Below are 12,522 nucleotides of genomic sequence, written 5' to 3' on the forward strand. Positions count from 1 at the left end.
ACTCCCTGTGTCACAGCCAACCACAGCGAGGAATCCCCAATGAACAAACAAACGCCCATCGGCTCTGGCTTCAACGCCACCACCACCGCCGCCGACGTGCTCAAAGATCGTCAACTGGCCGGCATGACGGCGCTGGTCACCGGCGGCCATTCCGGCCTGGGGTTGGAAACGACTCGCGCATTGACGCAGGCGGGAGCACAGGTGATTGTCGCCGCCCGCGATCCCGTCATCGCCCGCACTCGTCTGGCCCTCGCCGGTATCAGCAACGTCGACATTTATGAGCTTGATTTGGCCGATCTGAACAACATCAGAGAGTTCGCGCAACATCTTCTGGCGACCGGCGCCCACCTCGATATGGTGATCTGCGGCGCCGGCATCATGGCCTGTCCTGAAACCCGCATCGGTCCAGGCTGGGAGGCTCAATTCGCGATCAACCACCTGGGGCATTACGCGCTGGTGAACCACCTCTGGCCGGCATTGGCGGGCGGCGCCCGCGTTGTCGTCATCTCCTCTTCCGGCCACCATGCCAGCGCCATACGCTGGAATGACGTGCAGTTTCACAGCGGCTATGACAAGTGGCGGGCCTACGGCCAGTCGAAAACCGCTAATGCGTTATTCGCCGTGCACCTCGACAAACGAGGACGAGCCGCCGGTGTACGCGCCTTCACGCTGCATCCCGGCATGATCCCCACGCCACTGCAGCGTTACCTCTCGCAGGAAGAGATGCTCGCATTGGACTGGATCGACGCCGACGGCAAACCCGCCCACCCGGAAATGCTGAAAACGCCGCAACAGGGTGCGGCAACCCAGGTGTGGGCGGCGACATCGCCTCAACTCAATGGCCTTGGCGGATTGTATTGCGAAGACTGCGATATCGCCCGGCGCAACGATGACGAGGGCCTTTCCTTCAGCGGCGTAAAAAGCTACGCCGTCGATCCTGAACAGGCCCAACGCCTGTGGGAATTGTCGGCGCAACTCACCGGCATCGACATCTTCGGCAAGATTTAAACAGGAGCCCCCTATGCAGAATCGCCAAATCATCCTCGGCAAACTCCCACAGGGAAAGCTGACCGTCGATTGTTTTCAGACTCACGAGACCCCGATGCCGATCCCCGGCCCCAGAGAGGTTCTGTTGCGCACGCTTTACGTGCCTTTGGATGCGGCCAGCAGAGCCTGGATGCAGGGCGTCACCTATCGTTCCGGATTGCAGCCAGGAGACATCATGGCCGCGACGACGCTGGCCGAAGTCGTCACGTCGCGCTCTCCCCTGCTGGCCGCCGGCGATATCGTGTTGGCGGAAACCGGCTGGCAAACCTTCACGGCCCTGCCGGCGGCTGAGGCGCTCAAACAGCCGGACATCGTTCCGCATACGCACTTACTCAGCGTTTACGGCGTACCCGGACTCACCGCTTACTTCGGCCTGCTGGAATGCGGACGCCCCAAGGCCGATGAAACCGTCGTCATTTCCGCCGCCGCAGGGGCGGTAGGCATGTTCGCCGGACAAATCGCCCGACTCCACGGCTGCCGCACGGTGGGCATTGCCGGCGGCGCCGCCAAAACGGCTCTGCTGACGGACAGGCTGGGTTTCGATGCGGCGATAGATTATAAGGCGGGGAATCTGCATGACGGCCTGCGCCGCTCGTGCCCCAACGGCATTGACGTGCTGTTCGACAACGTCGGCGGCGATATTTTGGCGGCCTGCCTGCCGCACATGGCGAAACAGGGGCGCATTGTTTGCTGCGGCGCGGTGTCGCAGTACGATACGGCCTCCCCACCGGCCGCGCCGGCCGGGATCCCCGGTTTGCTGATCGTCAACAGCTTGACGATGCGGGGGTTCCTGTTGGCCGACTTCCTTCACCGACAAGAACAGGCGCTGACGGCGCTCACGGCCTGGGTCGCGGAGGAGAAATTAGCGGTCATCGAAGATCTGATCGCCGGTTTTGAGCTGCTGCCCGCGGCCCTGGTTGGCCTGCTGGCGGGGGAAAACACAGGAAAACGCATCGTGCAAGTGACGTAATATCTTGTTTAACCCAGGAGCGGCCTGGGCTTCCTTGGTTCTTATTCCCGCGGCAGCTCGCGGGCGTAGTCGTCGAACGCCGGATGCTGCAGCACCACATCGATGAAGCAGGCCAGCGCCGGGGAATTCAGCTTGCGGCTCGGGTAAACCAGATACAGCTCGTTGCCCTCCGCGCGCCACGCCGGCAAGACTTCCACCAACAGCTTCTGCGCCACCACCTCGCGGCTGAGAAACGCCGGCAACAGCGTGATCCCCGCGCCGGCGATAGCGCATTCACGCGCATACAGCAGGTTGTCGGTGGTGTGCGCCAGCGGCAGCTGCCAACGGTAGTAGTCGTCGCCGCAGCGCAGGTTCCAGGCCGTCCAGGCGCGGTGGGCAATGCAGCGATGCTGTTGCAGTTGTTGCGGGTGTTCGATCGGCGGATGCTGCGCCAGATAGGACGGCGCGGCCAACAGATAGCGCGGCGCATACCCGAGACGGCGACCGATCAGCGAAGAATCCTGCGGCTTGCCGGTGCGCAGCGCGGCGTCGAAGCCTTCCTGCACCAGATCCACCATGGCGTCGGACACCGACACCTCCAGCGAAACGTCCGGGTATTGGCGCTGAAAATCCGCCGCCAGCCGCGCCACCAGGGTCGCCCCCAGCCCGGCGGGCGTTGAAATCCGCAGGCGGCCGCTCGGGTTATCGCGCAGCCGCTGCAACGCCAGATCGGCGCGTTCCGCGGCGGACATCATCGCCTGACAATGTTCCAGATAGCGCTCACCGGCGAAGGTCAGGTTCAGCTGGCGCGTGGTGCGATTGAGCAAGCGCAGCCCCAGCGTCTGTTCGAGCTGGCTGATGCGCTGGCTGACGCTGGACTTCGGCAACCCGACGCGCTGCGCGGCGGCGGTGAAACTGCCGCACTCCGCCACCAGCGCGAACAGCGCCATGTCCTGCAGCTGTTTGAATTCCATTGTTCACCTTAAACGAACACTCCGTTAGATATTGTCCATCTTATCACCCCACTGCCGCGGGTCTACACTGGGGACATCATTTAAAAGGAGCACAATCATGTCGATAAAAGCCATTGCCGTAGACCCGCAGAACCCCGCCGGTTTCATCGAAATCTCACCGGAGATGCCGGTTCCCGGCCAGTACGATCTGCTGGTGGCAGTGAAAGCGGCGTCGGTCAACCCGGTGGACACCAAAGTGCACGCCGGTCTGCAAAAGAGCGGCCTGCAGCAGCCGCGCATCCTCGGCTGGGACGCCAGCGGCGTGGTGGTAGACGTGGGCAGCGGCGTCAGCGGCTTCAAGCCCGGCGATGAAGTGTGGTACGCCGGCGACATCACCCGCCCCGGCAGCAACAGCAGCCACCAGTTGATCGACTCACGCATCGCCGCGCACAAGCCGCGCAGCCTGAACTGGGCCGAGTCCGCCGCCCTGCCGCTCACCGCCCTCACCGCCTGGGAAGCGCTGTTCGAACACCTGAACATTCAGGACGCGCCGGAGAACAAGACGCTGCTGATCATCGGCGGCGCCGGCGGCGTCGGCTCGCTGGCCATTCCGCTGGCCGCGCTGCGCAGCAAGGTGAAAGTGATCGCCACCGCCTCAAGGCCGGAATCCGCCGCCTGGTGCCGTGAGCGCGGCGCCGATCTGGTGGTGGACTACCGCGATCTGAAGGGCGAGCTGGCGCAGCACGGCATCGAGCAGGTGGATTACATCCTGTGCCTGAACGATACCGACGGCCACTGGCCGGCGATGGCCGAGCTGGTCGCGCCGCTGGGCCATATCTGCACCATCGTCGAGAACGCGCAGCCGTTGGATCAAAACGCGCTGAAGCTGAAGAGCGCCGCGCTGCACTGGGAATTCATGTTCACCCGCAGCATGTTCACCACCCCGGACATCGCGCAGCAGGGCCAGATCCTCCAACAGGTGGCGCAGCTGCTGGACGAGGGCAAGCTGAGCACCACGCTGAGCGAAACTCTGCACGGGCTGTCGGTAGAAACGCTGACCGCCGCGCATCGACAGCTGCTCGGCGGCCATATGCAAGGCAAGCTGGTTATCGCTTACTAAGCCTGAATCGCGGCGGCGTTTTGCGCCGCCGTTACTGCGGACGAACGAAGCCGACGCACAGCGCTTGCTCGTCGGCATGCGGATCGGCGCGGAACGTCAGCGTCTGCTGCCAATCGAGGCGCATCTTCGGCCAGTGGGCCAGCTCGCCGCCGAAGTCGCTGTGCGCGCAGTCTTCACCCAACCGCCCGAACAGAGCGACGCCGTGCTGCGCAATCTGCGGATAGCTGATGTTGACGTTGTAGATATTCGGCCGCGTATGATTGGACCAGCGCGTAATGGTCTGCGGCCGGGAGCCGGCGTACACCGTCATCCACTGCGACAGGTATTCGCCGCCGACGTAGCGCAGGCTGACGCCATACCGCTCCTGCCACAGCCGCTCCACTCCGACGCTGAACGCCTTGATACCCACCATTTTCTGGCCGGCGTTGCGCACGTTGCCCAGCATCACCGCGGCATACCCCAGATAGACCGCCAGCGCCGCGCACATCAGCCCGATGGTCGCCGCGCGCAGCGAACGCACCGGCGGCTGGCGCACGCAGCCAACCAGCAGCGCGGGCGCCAACATGAAGAACGGCTGCAGCCACTCGGTCAGCCGGCCGCCGACGTTGAAAGAGAACCAGAAGGTAATGATGCCGAGCGGCAACAGGTAGACCCACAGCAACACCCGCATCGGCAACGCCGCTGGCCAGGCCAGCACCGCCCCGCTGCGCCGCAGGATCACCCACAGCGCCAGCGACGGATAGAACACCAGCAGCAGCGACTGCAGCATATCGAGGTTGAGCTGCATCTTGATCTGCGAATCCACCCACTTGAAGGCGGCGAAGTCATGGTTCCACAGCCAGAACAGGTTCGGCAGCACCAGCGCCAACCAGATCGCCACCGCCAGATAGAACTGCGGCTGGCGATAGCAGCGGCGGATCTGCGGTACGAACAGCGTCGACAGCGCCGCGAAATAGACGAAGGCGAAGGTCGAGTATTTCGCCATCATCGCCAGACCGGCCACCAATGCGAAAGCCGGCCACCAGTTGGCCGAACGCGAGATCGCCAGGTGGAAGAACAGCGCCATCCACGGCCACAGCATCACCAACAGGTAATTGTCGTTGTAGGGAATGATGTCGAAATTGATGATGCCGGACAGGTTGAGCGTCAGCAGCGCCATCCAGGCCAGCGAGGTGCTGCCGCTCAGGCGGCGCGCCAATAGCCAGACGCCCAACATGCCGATGGCGATGGCGATGAAGTGCCCGCCATACCAGTACAGGTTCAGCGGCAGCCACGGGAGCCAGATCGCCGGCTGCATCGCCGCACCGACCAGCCAAGGATTTTTCGGTGAGCCCCACTCGGCGTTGAGGCCCCAGTTGAGCGCCTCGACGGCGTCGTAAGGCAGAGTGGGATCGAGATGAACGGTCAGCAGCGTCCAGGCTGCGGCATAGCAGATCAACCAGAGAACGAGTAAGCGATAAGACATGTCTTCTTCTGAGCGTTATTGTAAAGAAAATCTTAACCTAGTCGCTACCGAATGAACCATGTTTAAACAAGCCGTTAAATGTGCGCCACAGAGGCGTTTCTGCCGCCGCGACCGCACATTCCGCTAATTTTCTCAGCCTCCGGCGTGGCGATGGGCGGGCGCATTCGCCAACCGGCCAGCGTCCGCCGCCAGCAGCTGCTGCACCAGCTCGACGCAGCGCAGGAAACGCTCTTCGTAATCGCTGGATTCAACGTGCACGTACTCGATGTTGTTGGCGCGCAACATCTCCTCCAGCAGGTGCTGGAACGCCAGGCGATCGGCGGCGCTGCCAAGGCTGCGCAGGCCGTCCGCCACCCACGGCGTGTTGTTTTCCAGCAGGATCACCAGATCGAAACGGTATTCGTCGATCAGCGCCTGCACGAAGGGGTGTTCACGCCCCTCATACTTTTTGCAAAACGCCTGGGTGGTAACGAAATCGGTATCGATAAACGCCACCTTGTTGGCGTACTTGACCGCGAAATCCACGTATTGCGCCTGCCCGAGAGCGATTTTGTCGTAGTCGGAGTACTGTAGCGCCATCTCGTCGCCGCCCAGGTGCGAAAACACGTAATCGCGGCCATATTCCCAGGCGCTGGTGGTGTTGAAGATGTTGGCCAGCTTGTTGACCAGCGTCGACTTGCCGCTCGACTCGCCGCCGAGGATCGCCACGGTGCGCACGAAGAACGGCTTCACCTCGGTCGGGATGTAGTCCCAATAGCGGAACGGATCCTGGCGGATCTGATTGCCGCTGATGTTCATGAACGAACGCTCGGGATCGACCAAGATGGTTTCGATGCCCAGATGCTCGCGGTAGCGCGGCGCATCCTGCGCTTCGCTGGAATAGATGAAGCTCGGCACGATGCCCTTCTGTTCCATAAAGGCCTTCATGCCGTCGCTCCACACGTTCCAGCCGTGCGGATAGGGTTCGATGCCCTGCTCGTCGAACGAGTGGATATGGATGTTTTTCTGGTACTTGAAGGTCTGCAGCAGCCAGCGCAGGCGATCGCTGACCGTTGGCTGTTGCGACATCGAACTGTTCTCGAACAGCTCGCGGTCGCGCGGTTCATCGTGGCACAAGATAACGTGAAGTTCGTCCACCTGGCTGCAGGCGCGCTGGATCAGATAGATGTGGCCGGTGTGCAGCGGGTAAAATTTACCAAACACCACGCCGACTTTGACCTCTTTACGCGGGAACTCCAGCCCGAGAAAACGGTGCAGCGCCTCGAGCTTTTGCGCGCTCGGGCTTTTGATTTTGTCGTTCAACAGCTGGCTCAGATAGCCCTTGGTCATGCCGCTGGCATCCGCCACCTGCTGCAAAGTACAGCCCTTTTGCTTAATGGACGTCTTCAGGTAATCAAATTGCGGCATGGCCACCTCCGTTTAGTATGCTAAACAAAATAGCATATCTTACTCGCCGTCGGCGACATTAATAAAACTCTTCCAGCACGTCGAGCGCGTCCGCCAGCTTCTTGACCCCAAACACCTGCATGTTGGCCGGCGGCTTCTTCGGCATGTTGCCGTGCGGCACGATGGCGCGCTTGAAACCGTGCTTGGCCGCTTCGGAGATGCGCTCCTGGCCGCTCGGCACCGGACGGATTTCTCCCGCCAGCCCCACTTCGCCGAACACCACCAGATCGTTCGGCAGCGGCCGATCGCGCAGGCTCGACACCAACGACATCAGCAGCGCCAGATCGGCGCTGGTCTCGCTGACCTTCACCCCGCCGACCACGTTGACGAACACGTCCTGATCCGACATCTGCAGCCCGCCGTGCCGGTGCAGCACCGCCAGCAGGATCGCCAACCGGTTCTGCTCCAGGCCCACCGCCACGCGGCGCGGGTTGGACATCATCGAGTGATCCACCAGCGCCTGGATCTCCACCAGCAGCGGCCGGGTGCCTTCCCACACCACCATCACCGAGCTGCCGGAGGTGACTTCATCGCCGCGGCTGAGGAAGATCGCCGAAGGGTTGCTGACTTCGCGCAGCCCCTGTTCGGTCATGGCGAACACCCCCAGCTCGTTGACCGCGCCGAAGCGGTTCTTGTGGCTGCGCAGGGTGCGGAAGCGGGAATCGGCGTCGCCGTCCAGCAGCACCGAACAGTCAATGCAGTGTTCCAGCACTTTCGGCCCGGCCAGCGAGCCGTCTTTGGTGACGTGGCCGACCATGACGATCGCCACGCCGCGCGTCTTGGCGAAGCGCGTCAGGTAGGCGGCGGTTTCGCGCACCTGGGCCACGCTGCCCGGCGAAGACTGAATGTCCGCCATGTGCATCACCTGGATCGAGTCGATCACCATCAGCTTCGGCTGTTCCTGCTCGGCGATCAGGCAGATCTGCTCGATGCTGGTTTCCGACAGCATGTTCAGGCCGCCGGTCGGCAGCCCCAGACGATGAGCGCGCATCGCCACCTGCTGCAGCGACTCCTCGCCGGTGACGTACAGGGTTTTCATCTGCTCGGACAGTTTGCACAGCACCTGCAGCAACAGGGTGCTCTTGCCGGCGCCGGGGTTGCCGCCGATCAGAATGGCGCTGCCGGGCACCACACCGCCGCCCAGCACGCGGTCGAACTCGAGAAAGCCGGTGGTGAAACGCGGCAGCGCCTCCAGGCTGATTTCCGACAGCTTCTGCACCTTGCTGACGCCGGCGTCGCCGGCATAACCGCTGAGGCGATCGTTGCGCGCCGCAGCGGGCGACGCGGCCAAACGCACTTCCGTGATGGTGTTCCAGGCATGACAGGCGCTGCACTGCCCCTGCCAACGCGGATAGTCCGCCCCGCACTCATTGCACACAAATGCCCGTTTTGCCACTTTTGCCACGTCTTACCTCAATCTTTCGTTATCGCACTTCGTGTTTCAGGCTGCCGGTGAGAATGCACAGCACGCCCATCAGATCCGCATGCCGGATCGCCACCTGCGCTTTTTCATACACTTTCGGCTTGGCGTGGTAGGCGATGCCCAACCCCGCCGCCTGCATCATTTTCAAATCGTTGGCGCCGTCGCCGATGGCCACGGTCTGCGCCAGCGGGATCTCCAGCTTCTCCGCCAGCCGCAGCAGCGTATCGGCTTTGAACTGCGCGTCCACCACCGGCCCCAGCACTTCGCCGGTCAGCTTGCCGTCGCGGATCTCCAGCTCATTGGCCGCCGCCGCCACCAGCCGCAGCCGGTTGCGCAGGTATTCGGCGTAGTAGGTGAAGCCGCCGGAGGCGATCGCCACATGCCAGCCCATCGCCTGCAGCTTGCCCACCAGGCTGGTCAGCCCCGGCATCAGCGGCAGCTCGTCGCGCACCTGCTTGAGGATGTTGGCGTCGGCCCCTTTCAGCGTGCCGACGCGCTGGCGCAGGCTGGCAGTAAAGTCCAGCTCGCCGCGCATCGCGCGTTCGGTGACTTCCGCCACCTGTTCGCCGACGCCCGCCAGCTTGGCGATCTCGTCGATGCACTCGATCTCGATCGCCGTCGAATCCATGTCCATCACCAGCAGCCCCGGCGTGCGCAGGTGCGGGATCTTGCCGAGCGGCGCCACGTCCAGCCCGCTCTCCGCCGCCAGCAGCTTGGCACGCGGCGTCAAGGTGCCCGCCAGGCGCACCACCTGATAGTCGTCCACGCCCCAGGCGGTGACGATCACCATCGCCGCGCCCAGCTTGCGTTGGAATTGTGTAATGCGCGCCTTGTCCAGCTTTCTGCCGTATAACAGCCACCCGGTATTGCCCGCCCGGTAGTCCAGCGGCATCACTTCGTCGCCGCTGAGCGAAAGGGGAAGACCCGGCCATTGAGAGATCTCCGCCGGAAGATCGCAATAGGTCAGACTGTTTGACATCATTGACTCCTGAATGGACAAAAACGCTGCATGATAAAACGACGCATCAAGCTATCCTATCGCCAGCGGTTCTGGCAACATAAAGTGTCCCCGATGCCCAAGGAACCTGCATGGCTCGCGCTAAACTGAAATTTCGCCTGCACCGTACCGCTATTATCCTGATTTGCCTGGCTTTGCTGGTGCTGCTGATGCAGGGTGCCTCTTATTTTAGCCTGAGTCACCAAATGGCGCGATCCGAACAGGTCGAAGAGCTGGCGCAGACGCTGACCAAACAGGTCGCCTACAGCCTGGCGCCGCTGCTGGACGACGACGGCAACAACCCGCGCATCGACGCCATCCTCAAGCAGCTCACCGATCACAGCCGCATTCTCGACGTCAGCGTGTATCAGCTGGACGGCACGCTGGTCTCCCACGCCGGGGAGCAGATAAGTATACGCGATCGCCTGTCGCTCGACGGCAAACGCGCCGGCAGCTACTTCAACCACCAGTTGGTCGAATCCATTCAGGGCAAAGACGGCCCGATCGGCTTTATCCGCATCACCCTCGACACCCACGTGCTGGCGACCGAGTCCAAGCAGGTGGACAACACCACCAACCTGCTGCGCCTGATGATCCTGCTGGCGCTGGCGATCGGCATCATTCTGGCGCGCACCCTGCTGCAACACCGCCGCAGCCGCTGGCAGCAGTCGCCGTACCTGTTGACCGCCAACACGCCGTTGGCAGAAGGCAATACGGTGGAAGACGACGAAGAGGATGCGCCGGAGGCAAAACAGGAAGCGCCGAAGAAGGGGTAACTCAGGCCAGGCGCTGAATGTGATCGTGCCGTTTATTGTCCTTTCGGTGAATAGATTGCCCGTAACGGCTTCATCAATAACCAGTTGAAAGGTAAAGCGTTAGCCAAAACTGGCCAAGCGGAATGAATAGATTGACGGGCGGGCGCCATGATGACGCCCGCCGGGGTATTACGCTTTGTCGCCCAGCAGCACGGATTCCAGCGCGATAACGATCATTTCGTTAAAGGTGGTCTGGCGTTCCGCCGCCGTGGTCGCTTCGTGACGCAGGATGTGGTCGGACACGGTGCAGATGGTCAGCGCCTTACAGCCGAACTCTTCGTACAGCTCCGCCGCCACGCCGTAGATGCCGGCCGCTTCCATTTCCACGCCCAGGATGCCGTACTTCTTCATCACCTGGAACATGTCCGGATCCGGGGTGTAGAACAGATCGGCGGAGAAGATGTTGCCCACGCGCGCCGGGATGCCCTGCGCCGCCGCCGCGTCGACCGCGTTGCGCACCATGTCGAAGTCGGCGATCGCCGCGTAGTCGTTGTCCTTGAAGCGCAGACGGTTCACCTTGGAGTCGGTGCACGCGCCCATGCCGATCACCACGTCACGCAGTTTGATATCGTCACGCACCGCGCCGCAGGAGCCCACGCGAATGATCTTCTTCACGCCGAATTCTGCGATCAGCTCGCGCGCATAGATGGAGCAGGACGGGATGCCCATGCCGTGGCCCATTACGGAGATGCGGCGGCCTTTGTAGGTGCCGGTGAAGCCCAACATGCCGCGCACGTTGTTCACTTCCACCGCGCCTTCCAGGAAGGTTTCGGCGATGTATTTTGCACGCAGCGGATCGCCCGGCATCAGTACTACGTCAGCGAAATCACCCATCTCAGCATTAATGTGCGGCGTAGCCATAATTTTCTTCCTTTAGAAATCTTATTTAATAAAAACGTCAAACATCTAAGCCTTGAATTTCGAGTTGCAGCTAGGCAGCTAGCGGGTGAATCCCCAGGAGCTTACTTGAGTAAGTGACTGGGGTTCACGCATGAAGCTAACAACGCTGCGGCTTGAAAGACAGGGCTTAGAACAGGGTCTTACCGTAATCCATCGGCGACAGGCCAAAGTAATTGGCGACGGTCTGGCCGATGTCGGCGAAGGTCTCGCGGTGGCCCAGCGAGCCCGGCTTCACTTTCGGGCCGTAAACCAGCACCGGAATGTGCTCGCGGGTGTGGTCGGTGCCCGGCCAGGTCGGGTCGCAGCCGTGGTCGGCGGTGAAGATGATGATGTCTTCGTCTTTCACCAGCTTCAACAGCTCCGGCAGGCGGCGGTCGAACAGCTCCAGCGCGGCGGCGTAGCCCGCCACGTCACGGCGGTGGCCATAGGAGGAATCGAAGTCCACGAAGTTGGTGAACACGATGGTGTTGTCGCCGGCCTTTTCCATTTCGATCAGGGTCGCGTCGAACAGCGCGTCGATGCCGGTCGCCTTCACCTTCTTGGTGATGCCGACGTTGGCGTAGATGTCGGCGATTTTACCGATCGACACCACTTCGCCGCCCTTCTCGTCCACCAGCTTTTTCAGCACGGTCGGCGCCGGCGGCTCTACCGCCAGATCGTGACGGTTGCCAGTGCGCTGGAAGTTGCCCGGCTTGTCGCCGACGAACGGACGCGCGATCACGCGGCCGATGTTATACCCGCCTTCGGTCAGCTCTTCACGCGCGATTTCGCACAGCTCGTACAGGCGATCCAGGCCGAAGGTTTCTTCATGGCAGGCGATCTGGAATACCGAGTCGGCGGAGGTGTAGAAAATCGGCTTGCCGGTTTTCATGTGCTCTTCACCCAGCTGATCGAGGATCACGGTGCCGGATGAGTGGCAGTTGCCCAGGTAGCCCGGCAGCTTGGCGCGTTCGACCAATTTGTCCAGCAGTGCCTGCGGGAAGCTGTTGTGCTCGTCCTTGAAATAGCCCCAGTCGAACAGCACCGGCACGCCGGCGATTTCCCAGTGGCCCGACGGCGTGTCTTTACCGGAAGAGAGTTCGCTGGCGTAAGCGTAAGCGCCGATGATGTCGGCGTTGCGATCCAGCCCCTGCGGGAAGTTGCCGGTGGACTCTTCCGCCGCTTTGCCGAGGCCCAGACGGCTCAGGTTAGGCAGCGTCAGCGGGCCCTGGCGGCCCACGTTGGCCTCACCGCGCGCGCAAACCTCGGCGATGTGGCCCAGGGTGTCGGAACCCTGATCGCCAAAACGTTCGGCGTCTTCGCTGGCGCCGATGCCGAAGGAGTCCAATACCATAATAAATGTGCGTTTCATCTGTGCTCTCCTGCGTGTTCTCACGCTTTGGACGGCCGCGAAAAAGCCGCGACCGT

General features: G+C 62.2%; 11 protein-coding genes. 4 read left to right on the forward strand and 7 right to left on the reverse strand.

Translation table 11 applies throughout. From position 1 onward, the window contains the following. Positions 1-39: 39 nt before the first annotated feature. Together ACJ8HB_RS10720 and ACJ8HB_RS10725 are read left to right on the forward strand one after the other, a co-directional pair. The gene (locus ACJ8HB_RS10720) at positions 40-1,008 is read left to right on the forward strand and encodes an SDR family NAD(P)-dependent oxidoreductase (protein ID WP_047569384.1); all 969 of its coding nucleotides are present in this window, start codon (positions 40-42) and stop codon (positions 1,006-1,008) included. Positions 1,009-1,021: 13 nt separating this feature from the next. Beyond that, positions 1,022-2,017, forward strand: a complete 996-nt coding sequence (locus ACJ8HB_RS10725; RefSeq protein WP_047569386.1) for an NADP-dependent oxidoreductase — start codon at positions 1,022-1,024, stop codon at positions 2,015-2,017. A 41-nt stretch (positions 2,018-2,058) separates the two neighbouring features. Here the strand turns inward: ACJ8HB_RS10725 and ACJ8HB_RS10730 are convergent, their stop codons facing one another. Then, positions 2,059-2,970 carry a LysR family transcriptional regulator gene (locus tag ACJ8HB_RS10730; protein WP_033637033.1) on the reverse strand — a complete coding sequence of 304 codons (912 nt, stop codon included), beginning with the start codon at positions 2,968-2,970 and terminating at the stop codon, positions 2,059-2,061. Positions 2,971-3,067: 97 nt separating this feature from the next. Between ACJ8HB_RS10730 and ACJ8HB_RS10735 the strand changes: the two genes are divergently transcribed. Then, positions 3,068-4,069, forward strand: a complete 1,002-nt coding sequence (locus ACJ8HB_RS10735; RefSeq protein ID WP_047569390.1) for a zinc-binding alcohol dehydrogenase family protein — start codon at positions 3,068-3,070, stop codon at positions 4,067-4,069. A gap of 31 nt (positions 4,070-4,100) precedes the next feature. Here the strand turns inward: ACJ8HB_RS10735 and ACJ8HB_RS10740 are convergent, their stop codons facing one another. The 4 genes from ACJ8HB_RS10740 to serB all read right to left on the reverse strand — a co-directional run bounded on the left by ACJ8HB_RS10740 (position 4,101) and on the right by serB (position 9,382). Further along, positions 4,101-5,534 carry a glycosyltransferase family 39 protein gene (locus tag ACJ8HB_RS10740; protein WP_033649129.1) on the reverse strand — a complete coding sequence of 478 codons (1,434 nt, stop codon included), beginning with the start codon at positions 5,532-5,534 and terminating at the stop codon, positions 4,101-4,103. 132 nt (positions 5,535-5,666) lie between these two features. After that, complete coding sequence (gene nadR / locus ACJ8HB_RS10745) at positions 5,667-6,941, reverse strand: multifunctional transcriptional regulator/nicotinamide-nucleotide adenylyltransferase/ribosylnicotinamide kinase NadR (RefSeq protein WP_047569392.1); 1,275 nt, start codon at positions 6,939-6,941, stop codon at positions 5,667-5,669. Between the two features lie 58 nt (positions 6,942-6,999). Further along, positions 7,000-8,385: a DNA repair protein RadA gene (gene radA, locus ACJ8HB_RS10750; RefSeq protein WP_047569394.1), complete on the reverse strand. Its 1,386-nt coding sequence runs from the start codon at positions 8,383-8,385 to the stop codon at positions 7,000-7,002. 19 nt (positions 8,386-8,404) lie between these two features. After that, the gene (serB, locus tag ACJ8HB_RS10755) at positions 8,405-9,382 is read right to left on the reverse strand and encodes a phosphoserine phosphatase (protein WP_016929162.1); all 978 of its coding nucleotides are present in this window, start codon (positions 9,380-9,382) and stop codon (positions 8,405-8,407) included. A 110-nt stretch (positions 9,383-9,492) separates the two neighbouring features. Here serB and ACJ8HB_RS10760 point away from each other — a divergent pair, with 110 nt between their 5' ends. Then, entirely contained in the window at positions 9,493-10,176 is a 684-nt protein-coding gene (locus ACJ8HB_RS10760; RefSeq protein ID WP_033637029.1) for a YtjB family periplasmic protein, read from the forward strand. A 168-nt stretch (positions 10,177-10,344) separates the two neighbouring features. On the opposite strand, the gene deoD is transcribed toward ACJ8HB_RS10760, so the two are convergent. Together deoD and deoB are read right to left on the reverse strand one after the other, a co-directional pair. Further along, positions 10,345-11,076 (reverse strand): purine-nucleoside phosphorylase, encoded by a 732-nt coding sequence (deoD, locus tag ACJ8HB_RS10765; protein ID WP_004933059.1) that lies wholly within the window; start codon positions 11,074-11,076, stop codon positions 10,345-10,347. A 166-nt stretch (positions 11,077-11,242) separates the two neighbouring features. Continuing rightward, a complete protein-coding gene (deoB, locus tag ACJ8HB_RS10770; RefSeq protein ID WP_033637026.1) occupies positions 11,243-12,466 on the reverse strand; it encodes a phosphopentomutase in 1,224 nt (407 codons plus the stop codon). Between the last annotated feature and the right edge of the window lie 56 nt (positions 12,467-12,522).

Source organism: Serratia sp. CY27727 (genome assembly GCF_052169275.1).
GTDB lineage: Bacteria > Pseudomonadota > Gammaproteobacteria > Enterobacterales > Enterobacteriaceae > Serratia > Serratia sarumanii.